Below are 24,489 nucleotides of genomic sequence, written 5' to 3'. Positions count from 1 at the left end.
TTCATTCAGGCAAGAAAAAGCGCGCTGCCAACCAGCAGGTAGCGGTTGATGCTACAAAAACCATGAACATTTCAATAATATAATCTGAGAACTGAGCACCCTCCACACTGCGCACTACAACTGTAATAAACAACAATGCCCACAATGTGGTAAGGCAGCCCCCCACCAAGGAAAGAACCACACAGTTGCGCGGACTCCTGTTGACTTTCAGCCACGCGACCACCAGTGCAAACCCCAGAAATGGCAGGAAAAACGCCACCTGTGCAATGAGCGGAGCCACTACCGGCATCAACAGTAGTTCCGCCCCCCTTACCTCGCCCAATAGCCGTGGGTTACTCGCCAAATGGGCGATCAGTGTAACGAATTTGAAAATACCAGCAAAAAAACCCAGCACCAAGGGGCAAAGGAAGAAAGCCATAAAAACTTTACGACGTGGGTAATTTATTTCACTCATGGTGTACAGCCCTGACCTTTGGAGTATCCCAGCAACTTACAACCAAACTCCACTCTAGACTTATAATCCAAAACATTCACTCCACCAACAACACCTTGTTTTCTTTCAAACATAGAATTTGGCCAAGCCGAAACATTAGTCATGACTTTGGAAATCGACAGAAAGCCGCGACGCCCCTCCAAGTACTGTTGATGAATGGGCTGCAAGATAGCCTGTTCATCCTTCAATTGTTTGATATCCCAGGCAACAGGATCAGTGACAGTCTTATTGTATAGATTCTTGAAGTTATTAAAACCGCCAGTAATCAGCGCATCCCCAGCAGCTTTACGCCAGTCATAAACCGGAGCTAAGAACCAGCCTAAACCAAAGGATACATAAGACGCGTTACCGTCGGCTCCCAACCCAGTCCCAAATGCTCTGGAAACCATCTCTGCACCACCAAACCACCTGCTACCGATACCCATTTTTTGTTCGTACATGTTGCTAGCCCCGAAGAAATTGGCTCGATTGTCGATGGTGTTCATATAGGTTACCAGACGTTCGGACGCACCGTCCGTATTGTAGAGATAGTTGAACGTATTTTGCGAAGAACGCGCCAAATCCTTATGCATTACATTCCAAGCATCCTGCATGGCAACATATTTTATCGCTGTGTTAACCGCCACTCGGCAGCCGTCACTCTGCGGGGCTTTGTCACAGATGCTATGCATCTGCGAGTCCAGCCATTCGCTGGTCTCCTCCGCCTTCGCTATCGCCGCGTCTTTCTGCTCCTGAGTGGAGCAAGTTTTGCCCGACAGGCAATTATCGACCTCATCAAACGCTTGGTGAGTCAGGTAATTATACTGCGTTGCATTCGCAGCTACCGCAGCGCCAACGCCGACATCTCCACCGGAAACTGCTGCGCCTAATACACCGACAACTTGCGAAAGCGCGAGCAGATTAGCCTGGGCCTGGTTATATTCCGCAGAGCCCGGCACTAGGTTTGGGGGTAAAAGTTTGTCGCCCAGCAATCCGACCAACACTTCATTGGCGCCGCCTGCGAGCGCTCCGCTGCGAAAATCACCACCCATTGCTTCAGCCAGCAAGCCTCCCAAGCCCGCATGCAGGGCGATTTTCTGCCAACTACCTTCCGGAATGGTCAGATCGCCAATGGCTCCTGCTCCGACGGCACCGCCCACTGCAACGGCTTCCCCGACGGCAGCGCTGGCGAGATGGCTGGTAAAGCTCCCCCCGTAAACCGCAGTTTTGATAGCCGCATCGGCGGTGACCTTGACTGCCACGGTGCCAATGCTTTTTGCATCAAAACCCAACTTACCCGGGTTGTAGTTGAGCTGGTGCGCGACACCTGCTGTTGCGGCAGCGACTACGTAGCCCTTGATGCTTTCCTTGGACGTTACGTCCTTCATAACCGCGCCGAGATTTCCTCGATTGTTAACAAAACTAACGGCGGCATTCGTCGCCGCACTGGTCGCTATAGCACTAGCAGCGCCAGCGACAAGCGTCCCACCGCCACTCGCAGCAGCCAGTGCCGCTGGGCCTACGAACGCCGCCATCAGGATTGCAATAATCAACTGAGCCGCCGGCCCTAACCCCGAGTTTTGATATTTGAAGGACTTGTGAATCTCCTTCACCTGCCGCCAATCCACATCGCCGCGTTTCTCGGCTTCTTTGAGCCAGGCCAGTTGTGGGTCGGCCTGGACCATCGCGTCGATGGTCTCGCTGACGGTTTTCTTGTTGATGTGTTTGATGTCGATGTTCAAACCATCGACGGCTTTTATGACCAGATTGCCCTTGGCGACCAACTGGCTCTGGCGCAGGGTTTCGTCAGTCTTGCCTTTGCCTTTGGAGGAGTTCCAGAACGCGTCGTTATCGCTTTTGGTATGGCTCTCATCATGCAGATCCTTCACCCCTTCAAAGGTGATCGCTCCACCGCTGTCCAGCGTCAGGTCCTTGCCGCTTTCCAGTTTCGCCACCTGGTACTTCTGGTCTCCACCGCTGGCCAGCAGCAGGTCGCCGCCAGTTTTGATTTCGGTGCCGACGTTGGTGACCTGGGTGACTTCGTCGCGTTGGGTTTTCTTGGCACCCCAGCCGCCCTTTTTCTTCATATCGTACAACGAGTAGTCGTTGTCTTGCGCAGCGAGCAGTTCCAGTTGTTCGCCCGCGACCAGGTAGGCGTCCTGGCCGGCGTCCAGTTTGCTGGCGACCAGCGTGAGGTTTTCGCCCGCAGCGATGTTCAGGCCGTTGCCGGCGCGCAGCACGGAGGCCTGTTGTTCGACGTGGTCGGTCTGGCGTTTGGCGACGTGGCCTTTCTCGTAGAAGTGGTTTTCGTTGGCCGCCGCCGTGATCAGCACGTTGGCGCCTGCCGACAGGTCCATGCCCAGGCCCGCGCTCAGGTCGCTGGCGGCCACCAGCAGGTTGCGGGCCGTGTCGATGCGCAGGTCGCGGCCGGCCGTGAGTTGTGAGCTGAGCTGTTCGATGGACGAACTGCGGTGGTCGCGGCCGTCGGTTATGCTGTTCAGGGATTCAACCGCGCCGATGTTCACGTCACGACCGGCGTTGATGGTCAGGTCCGCCCGGCTGCTCATCACGCCGCCCAGGCTGTTGACGTCGCGCCCGGCCTGAATGTTCAGGTTGTTCGCGGACTCAATGCGCGCGGCGTTGTCGACAAAGCTGTCGGTCCAGGTCCACTTGCCGTTCTTACCGTCGACATGGGTGACATTGCGCTGGTTGACGACGTCGCCCATCACGGCCGACAGGTTCACGTCGGCGGCGTTAATGATCCCGCCATTGCGGTTGACGATGTCGTTGCCGGCCAGCACGTCGAGGCGGTTACCGGCTTCCATCAGCCCGGTGTTAACCACGTCGTTCACCGCGTTGACGGTGAGGTTTCGAGTGGCGCGCAGGGTGCCCGAGTTGTTCAGGTCCTTGCCGGCAATGATCGAGACGTCCTGCCCCAGAATCAGTGCCCCGATCGGGCCCAAACGGTTGTTGGCCTGGGCCATGTAGAACACCGGCACCAGGACTTTTTCACCGCTGACCACGGCTTCTTCGAGCCAGACGATGTCATGGGTCAGGGCCGCGACCTGCTGGGAAGTGAGGTTCACGCCGACCGAAAGGTTGAGTTCGTTTTTGCTGGCGATGGCGTTGTCCATCAGGTGCCGCAGCATGTCCTCGTTGTTGGTCATGCCGTCGAGGAAACGCTGGCCCGTGCGGGCAACCACCGCTTGTTGCACCAGGCGCTGTTCGAAGAAACCGTCGCCCAGGCGTTTGACGGCTTTGTCCGGGTCGTAGCCGAGGTTGGACAGCAGGTAGTCCGAACCCATGAACTGCTTGAGGTCGGTGATGACCGGGTTGGTTTCGATCAGGTAGTTGTGGGATTTGACCGGCACGTGAGTGTCGGGCAAACCGGTGACGCGGGCGATGCTCTGATCGTGCGGCGGCAGGGTCACGCCCACAGTGGGCTGGCCGGTGGTGTCGGCAGCGCGGGGGTGGGTGGGCAACACCGGGCCGGTCGAGGGCAGATCGGGCGCGACCGGGGTGAGCACCGACGGGGCCGCGTCGATGCCGGCAGCCGTACGAATGGTCGGGGTCAGTTGCCGATCACTGGCCGCTACGGTTGCGACCTTATCGATCTCGATAGGCCGCACCAGCGTGGCGGGCAGGTCCTGCTGGCGCTGGATCGGGCCCAGCGTTGCACTGCCGAGGGTCCAGTTTTGCGGAACCGTGGTGGTCGCCGTTGCGGAGCCGGTGTTGGCGGTTTTTTCGCTGAGGCGGAACAGGCCGTTCTGGCCTTGCGGAATGACGAAGCCTGGCAGTGTCAGGGGGTCGACGCGCTGGTGGGCCCGGTCAGGGGGGAGCTGGCTGTTGATCACGAAAGCAACAGGCGTTATCGCGCGGGTGACACCCGTCGCATCGACCTGACGGTTACGGCTGACGATCTTGACTTTCTCTGTCTTGAGGCCCGTGTTGAGCACCGTTGTCGCAGCAATGCTGATGTTGCCACCGGCTTGCATGACAGCGGCGATGTTGCTCCCTGTGGTCCCTGTATACTTGTATGGCTTGAACAAACCATATTTGGTTACAGCTCTTGGCGCCGGAAGGATCTGCGCCGGGTTGTAATTCGGGTTGAGCTCCCCGGTCCTGAGGCCCGGATTGTTATGGAAAGGTTCGCCATTAGCCATGCGCTCTTGCGTGAGGTATTTCGAGTTGTACTTGTTGTACTCGTAGACCGCGCCCCCCGGAGCCGTCAGGTTCAGGTAAATACGACCAGGCTCTCGATTATCCGGGTTTTTGTAGTGATTGACGTACTCCGTCATGAGGAGGTTCGCCCCCTCATTGCTGAACGAGTCGACGGCAACATTGATGTTCTTCACCGCAGACACAGAACCGTAGCGATTCAGGAAGCTACTTCCCTTGACCTCCAGATTGCCGCCCGCCGTCAGAAAGGCGATAGGCGAATCGGTGTCGACGGCCTGCCTATGAATTTCGTGGATGTAATACCAAACATTCCACTCATCCTCGCAATGGGTGCACTGGTGGTCGATGTAGCTGTCTACTGGCTCGTCCTTCAGTGTCAGCACATCCTTGCGATTGGTAATCGAGGTGGCCAACAAACGCATATCCCCGGCACTCTCAATCGTGCCGGATATGTTTTCGACTACATCCGCCCTTGCACCTGCTGCATTTTGAGCGACCGTTAAACCACCGAAACTGTATATGTCGCCAAAACGGTTGGTCATCCGGTTGGTGCTCAACTGCATGTCGGCGCCGCTGAAGATCAGGCCGTTCTGATTGAGCAGTTCAGGGGTATTGAGAGTAAGTTTCTCGCCGCTGCCAACGGTGCCGAAGTTGCTCAGCGAGGCGCTGGTGATCTGCAGGTTGTCGTCTGAAGTGATACGGCCGTAGTTGATGATCGGGCCGTTGATGTTGAGGCTGCTCGGGCCACCGCCCGCAATGGCAGCGTCTTTGGTGAGGTTCAGGCTAGCGGCGCTGAAGGTCAGTTTGTCGACGCTGTTGACCCGACCGTTACCGCTATAGGCACCGCTGAGGTTGATGCGCAGGTCACCGTCACTGGCGAGCAAACCATCGTTGGTCCAGTTCACGCCACGGCCTTCGAACAAGGTCGAAGCCAGCAGTTGCCCGGTGGACGTCTGGACAAAGTTGTCGACGTTGACGTACAGGCGCCCGGCCTGGATGACGCTGGTGTTGGTCCAGCTGTCGGCGTTGAGGGTCAGGCCACCACGGGTGACGATACTGCCGCCAGCCCCCGTGACATTCGCCAGGGAAAGGCCAAAGTTACCTTCGCCCAAGTGCAGCAGCTGCCCCCCTGCGTTAATAAAACCACCCACCGCCAGCGTCAAGTCGCTGTTGCCCGTTTCCAACGAGCCGTTCCGGTTATCAAACACCCCACCAATCTGAAACTCGGTTTTGCCCGTCGCCCCCAGAGAACGCAGTGTGCCGTCCTGGTTATCGACGCTCGCCGCGTTGACCGCCAAGGTGCCGTCGCTTTCGATCAGGCCGTTGCGGTTGTTGAGGGCACCGCTCAGGCCCAGTTCGATGCGGTTGCCGCCGACCTGGCCGTCGCGGTTGTCGAACGTGCCCGCAGTAACCTTGGTCAGGCCCGTGGCGTAGAGGCTGCCGTTGCGGTTGTCGACGTCAGCGCTGCTGATGACGCTGTCGCCGGCCTGCGCCGAGAGGCGCCCGCCTGCGTTGTCCAGACGGGTCAGGGCTTGCAGGCTCAGGCGCTGGGCTTGAATGAGGCCGCCCTGGCGGGTGTTGGTTTCATAGCCGTTACGCAACACGCCGACGGTGCGCGCCTCAAGGGCACCCTTGAGGCTGGTGAGCACCCCGCCGCGGTTGTCGATGTTGGCGGCTTTGACGCTGACGTCGCCGGCTTGAGCGATCACCTTGCCGAGCTGGTTGTTGAAGTCGCCGCTGATGTCGAGGGTCAGGCCACTTTGGCTCTGGATCGCGCCGCCGTTGTTGAGCAGGCTGGCCGCTTCGATGCTGACGTCTGCGTTTTGGCTGTGGATCAGGCCTTTGGCGCTGTTCTGCACAGTGCCCGAGGCCTTGAGAATCAGGGCATCGTTTGCCGCGAGGGTGCCGCCGCTGTTGTCCAGGCTGAGGGTGCGCAGGGTCAGTGCTTTTTTACTGCCCAGTTCGCCAATGCGGTTTTTGACCTCGGTTGCGCCGCTGATCAGCAGCGGACCTTCGCTGGCAACTTTGCCTTCGTTGTTGTCGAGCGCGCCGTGCAGCGCCAGGGTCATGGCGCCATTGCCGAGCAGTTTGCCGAGGCTGTTGTCCAGGTCGCCGGCATTGAGGGTGATCGCCTGCTGGGCGTTGATTGTGGCGTTGGCGTTGGTCAGGGTGTGGGTGTTGATGACCAGCCCCGCGCCACTGCTGATCAGGCCTTCCTGGCTGTTGTTGATGCCTGTGCTCAGGTCGAACTTCTGTCCACCGCCGCTGCTCAGGACGCCTTTGTTACTGTTGTCCAGTAACGCGCCAGAGACGTTGAGGTTGCCTTGAGCGGCCAAGCCGCCACCATCGTTGTTGAGCAGGTTGCCGCTCAGGTCCACGCCCAGGTTGCCGTTGCGGCTGGAGAGCGAACCGCTGTAGCTGTTGTCGAGGCTGGCGCCGGTTACCGTCAGCCCTTTCAAGCCGGACATCAGTCCGCCCCGGTTGATCAACTGCGTACCGTTGAGGGTCAGTTGCTCGTTGCTGATCAGCGAGCCGCCCGTGTTGTCCAGCATCTGGCCAGCCACGGTGAAGCTCTGCTGGCTGGAGATTTCGCCGCCCTGATTACGCAGGTCATGCAGGCGCTTGAGGGTCAGCGGGCCTTTGGCGTTGAGCAGGCCGTTGCGGTTGTCGAAGTCGTTGTCGGCGAGGTCCAGGGTGACGGCTTTTTCACCGAGCACGCGGCCACCGTTTTGCACCAGCGACTTGAGGTCCAGACGAATGTCGCCCTTGGCCGACACTTCGCCGCGGTCGCTGGAGTCCAGTCCATTGGCCGTGATGTTCAACGTGCCCAGGCTGTTGATCAGGCCCTGGGTGCTGTTGTCGACGTGGGACGCGTTCAGGGTCAGGTTGTTGCCCGCCAGCACGCGGCTGTTGTGGTTGTTCAGCCGCAATGCGTTGAGGGTGAGGTCTTGCGCGGCGCTGATCTGGCCCTGATTGAGGTTGTTCAGTTCCTGGACGACGCCCACGTCCAGGTCGCTGCGGCTGGTCAGGGTGCCGCCATCGTTGTTCAGGTTGGCGGCGTGAATGTCCAGTTTGGCGGCGCCGATCAGGCCTTTGGTGTTGGTCAGCAGTTCGGCAATGCGCAGGGTCAGGCCCTGATTGTTCAGCAGTTTGCCGTTGCTGTTGTCGAAGTTTTTGGCGGCCAGGGTGAAGGCCTCGGCACTGGAGATTTCACCGCCGTCGTTGTTCACACCGTTGAGGTTGGTCAGCAGCAGGCTGCCGGGGGCGTTGATCAAACCGTTCTGGTTGTTCAACTGGCCATGATTCAAATCCAGGCTCAGGGTGCTCAGGCTGAACAGCTTGCCGCCCTGTTGATCGAGGCCGGAAACCTTGGCGGTCAACGTGCCATCGCTGCCGATCCGCCCGCCGTCCTGGTTAGTCACCTGAGCGGCGTTGAGGTCCAGGGTGTTGCTGCTGTTGAGTTGACCTTTCTGGCTGTTGTCGAACGCGCCGGTGGTGACGATGACCGGGCCTTTGCCGCTGATGCTGCCTTGCTGACGGTTGTCGAGGCTGGCGCTGTCGAGTTTCAACATGCCGTTGGTGACCAGTTCGCCGCCCTGGTTATCGACACGCCCCACGCTGTTGAGCGTCAGGTCACCGGCGCTGGAGAGGCTGCCCTTGGCGTTGAACAGTTGCGCGGCGTCGACCTTCAATGTGCCTTCGCTGCTGAGCCGTCCTTCACGGTTGTCCAGCTCACCACTGAGTTGAACGCGCGTGTTCTTCAAGCTGGAGAGGTGGCCCGCACGGTTGTCGAAGGTCTTGCCGATGACGTTCAGGTCGGCATGGCTGGAGAGCTCACCACCACGGTTGTCGAGCGCATCAACGTTCAGGGTCAGCGCCTGGGTTGCCCCCAACAGACCACCCTGACGGTTGTCCACAGAAGCCGCCGTCAGGTTGAATGCGCCGGTGCTGATAAGTTTGCCGTGCTGGTTGTCCAGGTGTTTGAGGGTGGCGATGATGTCAGCCTGGCTGGAAATATCGCCACTACTGTTATCCAGAGTGCCTGTGTTCAACAGCAAGGCGCCGTCGCCGATGAGGCTGCCGCGCTGGTTGGTGAGGGCGTTGTCGACCACCAGTTCGAGGCGGCCGTGGCTGCTGATCAGGCCGTCCGTGTTGTCCAGCGTCTGGCTGCGACTGTCCAGTGCGGCCGCGCTGATCACACCCTTGAGGTTGTCCAGTTTCTGGTTGATGCGCAGAGTCAGGGCGTGATCGCTGAGCAGTGTGCCACCGCTGTTGTCGAGCTGTTGCGCGGCCAGGGTAAAGGCCTGCTGGCTGGAGATTTCACCCTTCTGGTTGTTCACACCGTTAAGGTTTTTCAGCAGCAGGTTGCCCGAGGCGTTGATCAAACCGCCTTGGGTGTTCAACTGGCCGTGGTTCAAGTCCAGGCTCAACCCGGACTTGCTGAACAGCTCCCCACCCTGCTGATCCAGCCCCGTCACCGAGGCCGTCAACGCCAGATCGCTGGCGATGCGGCCGGTGGCGTTGTCGACCTGGCCTGCGATGAGGTTGAGAGTCCCGGTACTGGTAAGACGCCCTTCGTGGCTGTTGTCGAAATGTCCGGTGGTGACCTGATTCGCGGTTTTGCCCGAGATCAGGCCTTTCTGGCGGTTATCGAGGCTGGCGCTGTTGAGCGTCAGTACGCCATTGGTGCTGATCGAACCACTCTGATTGAGCACCACGCCACGGCTGGTGAGCGACAACGCGCCCGCGCTGCTCAAACGACCGGCGTTGTTGTTCAGGCTGCTGGCATTGACAGTCAGCAGGCCTTCGCTGCTGATCAGGCCTTGGCCGTTGTCCAGCGCGTCGTCGAGGGTGATGTCCAGTGCACTCAGGCTGTCGAACTTGCCGCCGAGGTTGTCCAGCCGGGTGCCCTTGAGGCTGGCAATGCCGTTGGCGTGGATCAGGCCTTTGCTCTGGTTGATCACCTGCGCGACCTTCAGCTCCAGGTCGGTGGTGCCGAGCACCTTGCCGCCGTCGCTGTTGTCCAGGCGCTGGCCTTTCACGTTCAGGCCAAGGCTGGAGGAGATTTCGCCGCCCCGGTTGTCGATGTCACCGACGGTGAGTTTCAGCGCTTTTGTGGCGCCTACCAAACCGCCCTTGCCGTTATCCAGGCTGGCGCCGGTCAGCGTCAGGTTGCCGCTGGCAAACAGCGAGCCGCCCTGTTGTTTCAGGGCGGTGATTTCAGCGTTCAGGTCGCTCAGGCTGGAGATGCGGCCCTGGCCGTTGTTGACTTCGGCCGCGTTGAGGGTCATCAGCCCGGCGCCGGTGAACTGCCCCTGCTGGTTATCCAGACGCTTGCCGATGAAGTCGACGCGCGCCTTGCCGCTGACCAGACCTTTGTCAGCGTTGTTCAGGTGCCCGACCGCCAGGTGCAAGTCCTTGTCGGCGCGGATCTCGCCGCCACGGTTGTCCACCGAGTCGCTGGTGAGGGTCAGCAGGTCCTTGCCGGTCAATTGACCGCCACGGTTGTCGACGCTGCCGGCGTGCAGGTCGACGACGCCCTTGGCGATCACTTCGCCCTTGTTGCGGTTATCCAGCAGGCCACTGATGTGCGTGGTCAGGCGGTTGTCGCTGACCAGGCTGGCGCCGTCGCGGTTGTCGAGGCTGGCGGCGGTGATGTCCACCTGTTTGCCAGACCCGAGCAGCCCGTTGCGGTTGTCCAGTGCGCCGCTGAGGTTGATGTTCAGTGCGTTATCGCCGCTCACCTGGCCATCGCGGTTGTTCAGCGTGCTGCCGGTGAGCCGGGTAGTGCCAGCGCTGGAAATGTTGCCGTCGACGTTGGTCAAGGCGCCTGAGACCTTCAACGTCAGGTCGGTGTCGCTGCCCAGCGTGGCGTCGCTGTTGTCGAGGCTGCCTGCGGTGATCTGCGACGCGCCTTTGGCTTCCAGGCGACCCTTTTGCTGGTTGTTCAGGTGACCGCTGACGGTGACGTCCAGCGCGCCCTGGCTCTTGATCGAACCTCGCTGGCGGTTGTCCAGGTGTGCGGCATTGAGCCGGATGCGCGGGGCGGTCAGTTGTCCGCTCTGGTTGTTCAGCAGGCCGCTGGCGGTGATGTCCAGCAACTCACCAGCATTGATCAGACCCGCAACGTTATCCAGCGAGGCCACGCGCAACGTGGCAGTGGTCAGGCTGTTGAGCTCGCCGCTGTTGTTGTTCAAGTGGCCGAGGGTCGCATTGAGCGCGCCGTTGCTGGTGATCTGGCCCTGGTTATTGAGCAGTTGATTGGCGTTGATCGCCAGGCCGGCGGCGCTGAGCACCCGGCCTTTGTTCTGGTTGTTGAGGGTTGCGGCCGTGAGGTTGAGGTGCTCTTGCGCGCTCAGGGTGCCGCCCTGGTTATCCAGGGTTTGCGCGGTGTTGACCGTCAGGTTGCGGCTGGCGAGCACGCTGTTGCGGTTGCTCAGGTTTTGCGTGTCGAGGCTGACATCGCCGCTGGCGTTGCGGCTGGTGTCGGCGTTCACACCGGCTTCGATGACGCCGTTGTTGGTCAGTTGTCCGCCGCTGCTCAGCGTGATGCTGTCACGGGCCGCGAGGGTGTTGTGGTTGGTCACATCGCCGTGGGCCGTGACGTCCAGCGCGGTGCCGTAGACCCGTCCCTTAACCTCAAGGCTGGCGGCGTTCACCTTGACCGCCGCGCTGGCCGAGGTGTCGGCCATGCGCAAGTGACCGTTGGCATCGAGCTGGATGTCACCGCCGCTGGCGATCAATTTGCCGTCGAGCTTCACGCCCACGCCGGCCTCGGTGCCGACCAGTTTGATCGCCCCCGCGTACATGCCACCCAGTGCCGAGGAGTCGATGGCCAGTTGCGGTTTCGCGCTGCCGTCATTGGCCCGCGCCGTCGCCTTGAGGGTTTGGTCATCGACGTCGTTGCGACCGGCAATGATGCTCAGGTCTTTGGCCTGGATCTCGGCGTTGATTTTGGCGCTGCGGGTGATGATTTCAAAACGGTCGACATTGGTGGCGTTCAGCATCGGACCATCAACGGTGACACTGCCCTGATCGACCTGGAAATGATCGAGGCGGCCGCCGTCCAGCACCGGTTTGCCGGTGGTCAGCGTGACGCGCGGGGTGTTGATGAAACCGCAACCGTTGCAGCTGATACCGTACGGGTTGGCGACGATGACGCGGGCCGATTTCCCGGCTACTTCGGTGTAGCCGCGCAACTGGCTGGGGCTGCCGCCGTTGACTTCGTTGAGGATGGTTTGCGCCGCGCCGCTATGCTTGAGGTTCGGGTTGCCAACGATGATTCCGCCCAGTTGGGTTGACTGGGTCTGGGTCGAGGCGTTGTTGAGAATGAGCCCGTTGGCGCCAACGTTGTAGTCATGGAACTTGTTGTGCGAAAGACCACTGGCATTCGGTGTGGCGATGTTGACGATCGGCACGCCGTTGCCCGACTGCCCCACGCTGGTCCCCGGCGCGCTGACCACGATTCCGCCCGCCTGGGCCCATGTCGGCTGCCAGAACATGACGTTGGCCAGCAAGAATGCCAGCCCCCGCTTGGGCATGCCCAGAAAGCGTTCACGGTTTTTCACGGCCGCAGCAGGTTGACCGGCCAGAAAGGTCAGGTGGCGCACATCCATGTTCAAGGTCTCGAAATCGCGGAAATCAGAAGAAAAAATCCGCGCACGAGCAAAGGGCTGCTAAGCCTGCGCGGTCAGCACGTCCGGTCTTTCAGGTAATGGCATAGGGCACGCTGGCGGCCAGGGAAGGGCCAGAGTCGTACGACAGCACGAGAGGCAGGAGGTGATATCAAAATAGTGGCGCAATATTAAGTTGCCACTATTCTGACGTCAATCTTTGAGTGTGGTTTTGTTCGGAAACGAACAGGTTTTCCTGAAAGTTGAGAACCGGCCGAGGTGACACCCCCACGCTCCCGCTCAAGGGGTCTTGAGCAGGAGCGTGAGTCGCCGTCAGTTTCTCGCTTCGCGTTTGGTCTGTTCGATCAGTGGCCGGAACTTGTCATACAGCGCACCGTAGTTGACCACCAGCGCCGGCGGCATGGTGCCGAGGTTTTCGAACAGGGTCATGTCGGGCTTCAGACCAATAGAACCTGCAGCCTTCCATTCCACCAACTTGTTGAGAATGACCTTGTTCATCCAGGTGTCATGCAGCGTGGCAAAAGCGTTCATGCCTGGCACCTGGTTGGCGATATCGCTGATCAACGTCCCGTGACACACCGCCAGCATCGCTTCGCAGACTTTGTTCAGGCCAATGTTCTTGCCCTCGCGCAGCACACCGTCAATCCATTCCCTGGGGACCAACCCGCCAAGAAGTTCGGTAAACTCAGCACCACCCGCACGGTCCACACCCGGCCGAATGTCCGGACCGCGCCCCGTCGAGTACTCATAGAATTCCCCCAGCGCACCGGTACCCGCGATGGTCAGCCACGACTTGGCGCCGTCATCACCCGTGAGCAACCCCTTGAGGGCGGTGTTGACCGCGTAGGCCTTGAGTCGGTCGTTGACGCTGGTAGTGACCCAATTGCCTTCCGCCGTCAGGGTCCGGCCCCAGTCGCTGGTGTAGGAACCGGCGCCAGCAAGAACCGCCGAGGTGATGTAGCCCTTGAGGTTTTCCGGGGAGAGAACCTCCTTGAGCACATCGCCCAGGTTGCCTTTGTTGTTGATCGCGCTGACCGCTGCGGTACTGGCCATGGACGTGATCGCTGCGGTGAGCGCCAGGTTAGCGAAGCCGGCGCTCACCCCGGCCGTTGCCGTGCCTGCGACTCCGGCTGCCGCCATCGCCGAACCCGAGCCTGCCGTCGCGCTCGCCATGCCACCCACCCACGCGCTCGCGGCACCCGCAGTCAACACCGTGACGACAACCGCCACTACAATCGCCGCGCCCATCCCCATGCCAGAGCTTTCATAGTTGAACTGGTCATGCACCTCCTTGACCATGCGCCAGTCGATGTCGCCCCTGGCCTGCATGTCCTTGAGCCACGCCAGTTGCGGGTCGGCCTTGACCATGGCATCAATGCTCTGGGCGACCGTTTGCTGATTGACCTCCTTCACGTCGATCTGAATCTTGCCGGCGGCCTTGATGACCATGTCGCCCGCTGCCACCAGATGACTCTGGCGCACGGTCTCATCGGTCGTGCCAGCGCCCTTGGCCTCATTCCAGGCCAGGCTGCTTTTGCTCTTCTCGTGGCTTTCCTGACGCAGGTCGGTGACGCTTTCAAACGTCAGGTCGCCACCGCTGCTGATGGTCAGGTCCTTGCCGGCGTTGAGGTTGGCGACCTGATAACGCTGATCACCCCCGCTGACCAGCGTCAGGTCGCCGCCACTGCTGATGCTGCTGCCGATGTGGGTGATTTTGGTGACCTCGTCGCGACGGGTTTCCTTGCGCCCCAGGCTGCCCTTTTTCTTCTTGTCGTAGAGTGAGTAGTCATAGTCTTCGGCCGCCAGTACGTTCAGGTCATCGCCTGCCACCAGATAGGCTTCATCGCCCGCACTGATACGGCTCGACACCACCGTCAGATCGTTGCCCGAGGTGAACCCGGCCTTGCCGCCTGCGGTGATCGAACTGCCGACCTGCTTGATGTGATCTTCCTGGGCCGTGACTTTCTTCGACTTGTAGTAGGAGTGGCTTTCATCGGCGCCGGAGGAAATGAGCAGATCCTGTGTCGCGCTCATTTCCACGTTGCGCCGGGCGTCGATCTGGCTGGCCACGACGGTCACGTCGCGCCCGGCATTGACCACGAAATCGCGCCCCGACGTCACGGTCGACCCGCCCTGGACCACGCTGTTGCTGCGAGTGCCGTTGAAATCGGCGTTGTGTTGCTCCACCGCCACGATGCTCGCATCGCGTCCGGCTTCGATGCGCATGTCGGTGCCACTGGTCAGCACGCTGCCAATGTTTTTGAAGTCGCGTCCAGCATCGAAGCCCAACTCCTTGCTGGCCTCGATGCGTGACGCGCTGTCCAGGTATTCACGGCTCTGGGTATAGCCACGATTGGAGAAGCCGCCCTCGGTGACCGTGCGTTCATTACGAATGTCACCGTTGACCGACACCAGGTACACATCGCGCCCGCTGATGATCCCGCCCGACTTGTTGACGATGTCATTGCCGGCCAGCAAGTCGAGGCGGTTACCCGCTTCGATCAGGCCACTGTTGACCAGGTTGTTGCCCGCGGCCGCCGTGAGGTTGTTGCTGGCACGCAGGGTGCCGGCGTTCTGCAGGTCTTCGCCGGCGATCAACTTGACGTCGGTGCCCTCGATCAATGCGCCGTTGGGGGCCAGGCGGTTGTTGGTCTGGGCCAGGTACAACACCGGCACCAGCACTTTCTCGCCGTTCACTTCGTGCTCTTCAAGCCAGACGATGTCGTGCGTCAGCGCCGCGACTTGCTGCGCGCTCAAGGTCACGCCAACGGACAAATTGAGCGAGTCCTTGCTGGCGATGGCGTTGTTCATCAGGTGCTTGAACAGGTCCTCATTGGAGGTCTGGCCGTCAATGAAGCGCTTGCCGGTGCGTTCGACCACGGCTTGCTGAATCAGGCGCTGCTCATAGAAGCCATCGCCCAGGCGTTTGGTGGCCTTGTCCGGGTCGTAACCGAGTTTGCCCAACAGGTAATCCGAACTCATGAACTGCTTGAGGTCGGTCAGCACCGGGTTGGTTTCGATCAGGTACTTGTGCGGATTGGAGCGCACGCTGCTGTCGGGCAGGCCTTGCACGCGAGTCAGGGTTTGCACGGGCGGCACACTGCCCGGCACCGACGTCGACGGCGCAACGCTGACCGCAGGTTTGGCGGCGATAGAACCGGTCGCGCTGTTATGACCAGGCAATTGAACGCCCGAGCCAACGTCTGCCGGCGCACCGACATTGATGGCCGAGGCGCTGGCGTCGACACCGCTGCCCTGACGCGCTTGCTGCGTCAGCTGACGGTCCGTGCCGACAACCAAATCGACTGGCGCCACTTCAATTGTCCGCCCGCCAATGCCCGGCACGTCCACCTGACGCTGCAACGGGCTGACCGTCGCACCGCCCAGCGTCCAGCTTTGCGGGCCACTGGTGGCCGGCGTCATGCCCCCCGAACTGGTGCCCTGGCCGCTGAGGCGGAATAGGCCATTCTGCCCACTCGGCAGGCTGAAGCCCGGCAAGGCCAACGGGTTGACCTGCTGCTGCGCGAGGTCCGGCGGCAGTTGGCGATTGAGGTTGATGATGGTCGGCTTGGCCGACGCCGTGGCGCGGGTGTCGGCCCCACGCGGCGCTCCGGTGGCGGCCGGACTGAAGGAACGTTCGACGCCGTTGGTGATTTTGCTGGTCGCGGTGATCGTGACGTTACCGCCCGCCTGCACGATGGCCGGCACAAAACGGCTGGCCGCTGCGGCAACGATTTTCTCGTCGAACGGTGTCGCGTTCAGGACGACGGCCGGAGCCTGGGTGCGAATCCCCGTTGCGTATTGGGATTCACCAAATTTCATATACCCGCCCTGCCCGGTGTTCAGGATGTAGGTGCCCATCATCTGTTCCCAGATTTCACCGACGTGAGGGTTGGACTTGGTCCAGGGCGTCTCCATCGACTCCTGCCCGCCGGCGTTCCAGAAGTGCAGGTTTTTGTTGTACGCCGCGTCGTTGTAGCGGTTGTACTCCATGATCTGCGCCCAGACCTCCAGCGACGGCGTGGCGTTGATGTATTTGAGGCTGGAGTAACCGCCCAATGCGGTCCCGGTGTTGTTGAACGAGTCCACATTGATGGTGATGTTGCCCGCCGCCGACACGGTGGAGTTGGAGTTGGCGAACTCCGAACCGGTCACGCTCAGGTTCTTGCCGGCAATGATGTTGGAGGCGTCTGCATCACCGTCGACAGCCACATCGAAGGTCTGCTGCCACACCAGGTGTGAATTGACTCTGTCCAGACGCTTGGGCCTGGCCGTGTCGCAGTTGAAGCAGCGCACGCCAATGGCCGCCGAGCTCACGGCGGTGGTCTTGACCTTGAAGTTCTCCATTTTGTTGCTGACCACCGCCGATTTCAGCGACATGTCCCCGGTGGACTCGATAGTGCCCGAGAGGTTGTCCACGCGGTTGGCCCGATCGGCACCGTTGTAGCCCAGGACGCTGATGCCGCCCAGGCTGTAGATGTCGCTGTAGGTGTTGTTCAGCGTGCCGACCTGGAATTTCATGTCGCCGCCACTGAACAGCAACGCGCCCTGATTCAGGCGAATCCGGTTGTTGGTCATTGCCTGCGCATTGATCAGCATGTTCTGGGCGCTGGCCAGTGTGCCGAAGTTGTTCAGTACACCGGCATTGACCTCAAGACCACTGTTGGACGTCAGGCGCCCAAGGTTGGTCAACTGCCCACCGACGTTGACCTTGGTCAGGCCGCCGCCCGCGACGCTACCGGCCTCGTTGATGGTCATCTGCGCCGCACCGAACGTGAGATCGCCAATGCTGCTGACCCGGCCATTGCCGCTGTAACCGCCCCACAATTGCACGTCCATGCTGCCGTCACTGGCGATCAGGCCTTCGTTGGCCCAATGGCCGCCGCGCCCTTCCAGGCGTGTCGACGCCAGGAGTTGGCCGCCCGCGGCCTGACTGAAATTGTTGACGTTGACGTACAGACGCCCGGCCTGAATCACGCTGGTGTTGGTCCAGCTGTCGGCGTTGAGCGTAAGGCCGCCACGGGTGACGATGCTGCCGCCCGCGCCGGTGACGTTGGCGGTGGCAATGTCGAAGGTGCCGTCGCCCAGGTGCAGCAGTTGCCCGCCGGCATTGAGGAAACCGCCGACCGCCAGGGTCAGGTCGCTGTTGCCGGTTTCCAGAATGCCGTTGCGGTTGTCGAGCAGGCCGCCGATCTGGAAGTCGGTTTTGCCGCTGCCGCCCAGAGCACGAAGTCTGCCGCCCTGGTTGTCGAGGCTCGCCGCCCTGACCGCCAACGTGCTGTCGCTTTCAAGAATGCCGCTGCGGTTATTAAGCGCGCCGCCGAGGCTGAAGTCGATGCGATGGGCGGCGACCTGCCCGGTGCTGTTATCGAACGCATTACCGCTGACGCTGACCAGCCCTTTGGCATAGAGGCCGCCATTGCGGTTGTCCAGGTCGGTGGTGCGGATGATCGCGTCGCCACTTTGCGCCGAGACTCGCCCGCCGTTGTTACCGAAACCGCCCAGCGCTTGCAGGTTCAGGCGTTGACCTTGAAGGATGCCGCCCTTGTTGTTCAGGTCATAGCCATTACGCAGAACGCCCACGGCACGCGCTTCAAGGGCGCCCTTGAGGCTGGCGAGCACCCCGCCACGGTTGTCGATGTTCGCGGCAGAGACGCTAACGTCGCCGGTCTGCGCGATGATCTTGCCGTTCTGGTTATCGAATTCACCGGCAATGGCCAGCAGCATCGCGTTCTGGGCCTGGATCGCACCGTTGCGGTTGGCGAGGTTGGCGGCGCGCAGTTGCACGTCACCGTTCTGGCTATGAATCAGCCCGGTGCCGGCGTTGTTCAGCGTGCCCGTGGCGTTGACCCGCAGCGTCTCTTTAGCGGCAATAGTGCCGCCATTGCTGTTGTCCAGTTCACCGGTCAGCAGCGTCAACTGATCCTGACTGACGATCTGCCCGCGCTGGTTCTGAATCTCGGTCGCGTCCTTGACCAGCAACGGCCCGGCGCTGGCCAGTTTGCCGTCGCTGTTCTCGAGCACACCCTTGAGGTTGACGGTCAGCGCGCCATTACCTGCCAGTTTGCCGAGGCTGTTGTACAGGTCGCCGGCATTGAGGGTGATCGCCTGCTGGGCATTGATCGTGGCGTTGGAGTTGGCCAGGGTGTTGGTGTTGATCACCAGCCCCGCGCCGCTGTCGATCAGGCCTTCCTGGCTGTTGTTGATACTCGTGCTCAGGTCGAGCTTCTGCCCGCCGCCGCTGCTGATGATGCCTTTGTTGCCGTTGTCGAGGAACTGGCCGGTGACGCTGAGGTTGCCCTGGCTGACCAGTGCGCCGTTGTCGTTGTTGAGCAGGTTGCCGCTCAGGCTCACACCAAGGTTGCCGTTACGGCTGGACAGCGTACCGCTGAAGCGGTTGTCGAGGCTGGCGCCGGTCACGTTCAAACCTTCCCAACCGGACATCAGCCCGCCGAGGTTGGTCAACTCTGCACCGTTGAGGCTCAGTTGCTGACGGCTGATGAGGTTGCCGCCGTTGTTGTCCAGGGTTCGGCCGTTGAGGGTGAAACCCTGGTCGCTGGAAATCTCGCCGCCACGGTTGTTCAGGTCACGCAGGTTGTTGAAGGTCAACGGGCCTTTGGTATTGAGCACCCCCTTACGGTTATCAAAGTCGCCATCGGCCAGGTTCAGGGTCACGGCTTTGTCACCGAGCAGGCGCCCGCCTTCTTGCAGAAACGCTTTCAGATTGAGGCTGATGTCGCCCTTGGCCGAGACTTCGCCGCCGTCGTTGGAATTCAGTCGGTCGGAGGTAATGCTCAAATCGCCCTGACTGTTGATCAGGCCCTTGGCGTTGTTGCCGATGGCCATCGCGTTCAGGGTCATGGCGTTGCCTGCGAGCAGGCTGCTGTTCTGGTTGTTGAGCAAAACGGTGTTGAGCGTGAGATTGTGCGTCGCTCGGATCAGGCCCTGATCCTGGTTGTTCAACTGGCGGTCAACCTGCAATTCAAGGTCACCGCTGCTGGTCAGCGTGCCGCCGTTGTTGTTCAGGTTATCGGCGTGAACATCGAGGTGCGTCGCGCCAATCATGCCTTGGGTGTTGTCCAGCAGCTCCGCGACGCGCAGGGTCAGGCCCTGATTGCTCAGCAGTTTGCCGCGGGTGTTATTGAGGCTTTGCGCCAATAGCGTGAACGCCTGGGCGCTGGAGATTTCACCGCCCTGGTTGTCCACGCCCTTGAGGTTGGTCAGCAGCAGGCTGCCGGGAGCGTTGATCAAACCGTCCTGGTTGTTCAGTTGGCCGTGATTCAAATCCAGGCTCAGGGTGCTGTTGCTGAACAGCTTGCCACCCTGCTGATCGAGACCGGAAACCTTCGCGGTCAACGCACCCACGCTGCCGATCCGCCCGCCCTCCTGGTTCGTCACCTGACCAGCGTTGAGGTTCAGGGTGCTGCCACTGTTGAGGCGGCCGTTCTGGCTGTTGTCGAACGCACCGGTGCTGACAGTCACCGGACCTTTGCCGCTGATGCTGCCCTGCTCGCGGTTGTCGAGGCTGGCGCTGTCGAGTTTCAAGGCGCCATCGGTGAGCAGTTCACCGCCCTGGTTGTCGAGGCGGCCATCGCTGGCAAGTGTCAGGTTGCCGGCACTGGAGAGGCTGCCCTTGGTGTTGTTCAGTTCAGTGGTTTTAACACTCAGTGCGCCTTCGCTGCTGACCTTGCCGGCGCGGTTGTCGAACGCACCGGTCAGGTTGAGCCGCGTGCCCTGTAGGCTGACGAGGTTACCGCCACTGTTGTCGAGCCGTCGCGCATCGACACCCAGTATGGTGCGGGCATCGATCAGGCCTTTGTTGCGGTTGAGCAACTGGTCCAGCGTCAGGCTCAACGCCTTGCCGGCAAACACCTGGCCGCCGTCGCTGTTGTCGAGTGAGTTGCCGACCAGCGTCAGGTCGGTGTTGGTGGTCAATTCACCGCCCCGATTGTCGAGCGCGCCGACGTTCAGATTCAGGGCTTTGCTGGAACCCAGCAAACCGCTCTGGCGGTTGTCCACGCTGTTCGCGCTCAGGCTGAGGGTCTCGGTGCTGATGAGTTTGCCTTGCTGGTTATCCAGTTGTTTGAGCGTCGCGGTGACGTCAGCCTTGCCGGCGATTTCACCGCTGTGGTTGTCGAGGGTGTCGGCGGTCAGCAGCAACGCGCCGTCGGCGATCACACTGCCACGCTGGTTGGTAAGGGTGCTGTCGACCAGCAGATCGAGACGACCGCGACTGCTGAGCAGGCCGTCGCTGTTGTCCAGCATCTGGCTGCGGCTATCGACAGAGGCGGCGGAAACCAAGCCCTTGATGTTGTTCAATGCCTGCGCGATGCGCAGGGTCAGGCCCTGATTGCTCAGCAGTTTGCCGCCACTGTTGTCAAACTCGCGCGCGGCCACGGTGAAGGCTTGCTGACTGGAAATCTCACCCTTCTGGTTGTTCACGCCGTTGAGGTTTTTCAGCAACAAGGCACCGGGGGCGTTGATCAAACCGCCCTGGTTGTTCAACTGGCCGTGATTGAGGTCCAGGCTCAGGCTGGTTTTGCTGAACAGCTCACCGCCCTGCTGGTCGAGACCGGTGACCTTCGCGGTCAACGCCTGATCGCTGGCGATGCGGCCCTTGGCGTTGTTGACCTGAGTCGCCGTGAGCGCCAGGGTGCTGCCGCTGATCAAGTGCCCGCCCTGGCTGTTGTCGACCAGAGCGGTCGTGACTTGTGTCGCGCCTTTACCGGACACCTGGCCTTTTTGGCTGTTGTCCAGGCTGGCACTGTTGAGGGTCAGCGTGCCGTCGGTGCTGATCGACCCGCCCTGATTGAGCACCGCGCCACGGCTGGTCAGCGCCAGGTTATCGGCGCTGCCAAGGTTGCCACCGGTGTTGTCGAGGCTGCCGACGTTGACGTTCAAGCGGCCTTCGCTGCTGATCAAGCCTTTGCCGTTGTCCAGCGCGTCGTCGAGGGTGATGTCCAACCCTTTCAGGCTGTCGAGGGTGCCTTGGGCGTTGTCCAGACGACTGCCGGTCAGCGTGGTGTTGCCCTTGGCCTGAATCAGGCCCTTGTTCTGATTGATCAGTCGCGCAACCTGCAAGGACAGGTCAGCGCCGGCCAGCAACTTGCCGCCCTCGCTGTTATCCAGGCGCTGGCCGGTGACACTCACGCCTTCGCTGGCGGACAGTTCGCCCGCACGGTTGTCGATCTCGCCGACGTTCAGCGTCAGCGCTTTGGTCGTGCCCACCAGGCCACTATCACGGTTGTCGAGGTGGCTACCGGTCAGGCTCAGGTTGCCCTGGGCAACCAGCGCGCCACCCTGTTGCCGCAAGGTGTCGATGCTGGCCGTGAGGTCACTCTGGCTGGCGATCCGGCCTAATGCGTTCTGCACCTCTTTGGCCTGCAACGTCAGTGGGCCGACGCCCGTGAGCAAGCCGCCACGGTTGTCGAAACCGGTGCCCTTGAGGTCGATGGCGGCCTTGCCGTTGATCACGCCTTTGTCGCGGTTATCCAGTTGCCCGATGGCCAGTTTCAGGTCCTTGTCGGCACGCATCAGGCCGCCACGGTTGTCCGCCGAATCGCTGCGCAAGGTCAGCAGGTCCTGGCCGGTCACCCGACCGCCACGGTTATCCAGGCTGCCGGTGCTCAGGTCGATGAGGCCTTTGGCGAGCAGTTCGCCCTCATGCTGGTTGTCCAGCAAACCGGTGATGCGGGCCGTCAGGCTGCCGTCACTGACCAGACTGCCGGCGTCGCGGTTGTCGAGGCTGGCGGCGTTGATGTCCACCTGCTTGCCCGAACCGAGCACGCCGTTGCGGTTATCCAGTGCGCCCGTGAGGTCGATGTTCAACGCCTTGTCACCCAGCACTTCGGCGTTGCGGTTGACCAGGCTGGCAGCGGTCAGGCGAGTGTTGGCGGCGCTGGAGATTTCGCCGTCGGTGTTGGTCACCACACCGTCGGCGCGAAGCGTCAGGTCGGCGTCACTGCTTAACGTGCCGTCGGTGTTGTTGAGGCTGCCGACCTGCGCATCCACGCCGAGCGCGGAAATCCGGCCATTGTGGTTGTTCAGGTCCTGCGTGATGCGCAGGGTCAGCGCTTGCTGGCTCAGGACCTTGCCAGCGCTGTTATCCAGGCTGATGGCCGCGAGCGTGAAGGCGTGCAGGCTGGAAATCTCGCCGCCCTGGTTGGCGACGCCGTTGAGATTTTTCAACACCAACTGGCCGGGGGCGTTGATCAAGGCGTTCTGGTTGTTCAACTGACCATGATTGAGGTCCAGGCTCAGGTCGGTGTTGCTGTAGAGCTGGCCTTTGTCGTGTTGATCGAGGCCAGTGACGCTGGCGGTCAGTGTCTGGGCGCTGGCAATTTTGCCGCCCTCGCTGTTGTTCACCTGGCCCGCTGTAAGGTTCAGGGTGTTGCTGCTGGTGAGGCTCGCCCCTTGTTGATTGTCGAGGCTGCCGACGGTCAGGCGTGCCGCACCGTTGGCTTCGATCTTGCCTTGTTGCTGGTTGGCCAGTTTGCCGCTGACGGTCACGTCCAGCGTGCCCTGACTGACGATCGAACCTTGCTGGCTGTTGTCCAGGCTGGCGGCGCCGAGGGTGATTTGCCGCGCGGCGGCCAGGCGGCCGCTCTGGTTATTCAGTGCGCCGCTGGCGTTGATGTCCAGCCGTTCACCGGCACTGATCAGACCCGCGACGTTATCCAGCGAGGCCACGCGCAACGTGGCGGTAGTCAGGCTGTTGAGTTCACCACGGGTGTTGTTCAAATGGCCGAGGGTCGCATTGAGTGCGCCGTTGCTGGTGATCTGGCCCTGGCTGTTGAGCAGTTGATTGGCATTGATCGCCAGACCGCCAGCGCTGAGCACCCGGCCCTTGTTTTGGTTGTCGAGGGTTGCGACCGTGAGGTTGAGGCTCTGCTGCGCATTGAGGGTTCCGCCCTGGTTGTCCAGGGTTTGCGCGGTGTTGACCGTCAGGTTGCGGCTGGCAATCACGCTGTTGCGGTTGCTCAGGTTCTGCGCGCCGAGGCTGACATCGCCGCTGGCGTTGCGGCTGGTGTCGGCGTTGACACCTGCCTCGATGACGCCGTTGTTGGTCAGTTGTCCGCCGCTGCTCAGCGTGATGCTGTCACGGGCCGCGAGGGTCTTCTGGTTGGTCAACGCGCCTTGGGTGTTGACGTTCAGCGCCGTGCCGTAGACCGGTCCCTGGGCCTCCAGGCTGTTGGCGGCGATGTTGACGGCGCCACTGGCCGAGGTGTCGGCCATGCGCAGATGACCGTTGGCATCGAGCTGGATATCGCCACCGCTGGCGATCAGTTTGCCGTCGAGCTTCACGCCCACGCCGGCCTCGGTGCCCACCAGCCGGATCGCGCCGGCGTACATGCCGCCCAGCACCGAAGAGTCGATGGCCAGTTCCGGTTTCGCGCTGCTGTCATTGGCCCGTGCAGTGGCATTGAGTGTGTGTGCATCGACGTCGTTGCGACCGGCAACGAGGGTCAGGTTTTTCGCCTGGATCTCGGCGTTGATTTTCGCGCTGCGGGTGATGATTTCGAAACGCTCGACGTTGGTCGCATTCAACCCGGCGCCGTCGATGGACACGCTGCCCTGGTCAACCTGAAAACGCTCGAGCCGGCCGCCGTCCACAATCGGTTTGCCGGTGGTCAGCGTCACACGTGGCGTATTGATGAAGCCGCAGCCGTTGCAACTGATGCCGTACGGGTTGGCGACGATGACGCGGGCCGACTGCCCCGCCACTTCGGTGTAGCCGCGCAACTGGCTGGGGCTGCCGCCGTTGACCTCGTTGAGGATGGTTTGCGCCGAGCCACTGGCCTTCAGGTGCGGGTTGCCGACGATGTTCGCGCCCAACTGGGTGGCGACAGTCTGGGTCGCGGCGTTGTTGAGGATGATCCCGTTGGTGCCGACGTTGTAGTCATGAAATTTGTTGTGGGACAGCCCGCTGGCGTTGGGCGTCGCGATGTTGACGATCGGCACACCGTTGCCCGCGTGATCCAGCGTGGTCCCCGGCGCACTCACCACGATCCCGTCCGCCTGGGCCCACATTGGCTGCCAGAACATGACGTTGGCCAGCAAGAATGCCACCCCCCGTTTCGGCAAGCCCAGGAAGTGTTCCCGGGAAATGAGGGCAATAGAAGGCTGGCGAGCCAGTAAGGCAAGTTGGCGGACATCCATGTCGGGGGATCTCGTTGGCAAGAGTGCGAATTAGTTAAATAGAAA

The 24,489-nt window shown here is 61.2% G+C and carries 3 protein-coding genes; all 3 read right to left on the bottom strand.

What is annotated here, in order from left to right; genetic code table 11:
• Position 1: 1 nt before the first annotated feature.
• The 3 genes from AABM54_RS07590 to AABM54_RS07580 all read right to left on the bottom strand — a co-directional run bounded on the left by AABM54_RS07590 (position 2) and on the right by AABM54_RS07580 (position 24,444).
• Complete coding sequence (locus tag AABM54_RS07590; RefSeq protein ID WP_347904659.1) at positions 2 to 454, bottom strand: hypothetical protein; 453 nt, start codon at positions 452 to 454, stop codon at positions 2 to 4.
• Positions 451 to 12,267, bottom strand: coding sequence for a filamentous hemagglutinin N-terminal domain-containing protein (locus AABM54_RS07585; RefSeq protein ID WP_347904658.1), 11,817 nt, complete (start codon positions 12,265 to 12,267; stop codon positions 451 to 453). The genes AABM54_RS07590 and AABM54_RS07585 overlap by 4 nt, the downstream gene beginning before the upstream one ends.
• Positions 12,268 to 12,597: 330 nt before the next feature.
• Positions 12,598 to 24,444: a filamentous hemagglutinin N-terminal domain-containing protein gene (locus AABM54_RS07580; RefSeq protein ID WP_347904657.1), complete on the bottom strand. Its 11,847-nt coding sequence runs from the start codon at positions 24,442 to 24,444 to the stop codon at positions 12,598 to 12,600.
• Between the last annotated feature and the right edge of the window lie 45 nt (positions 24,445 to 24,489).

The sequence above is a fragment of the Pseudomonas purpurea genome, assembly GCF_039908635.1.
GTDB lineage: Bacteria > Pseudomonadota > Gammaproteobacteria > Pseudomonadales > Pseudomonadaceae > Aquipseudomonas > Aquipseudomonas purpurea.
The sequence above is the reverse complement of the archived record's forward strand: the minus strand, read 5'-3'. Positions and strand labels throughout refer to the sequence as shown.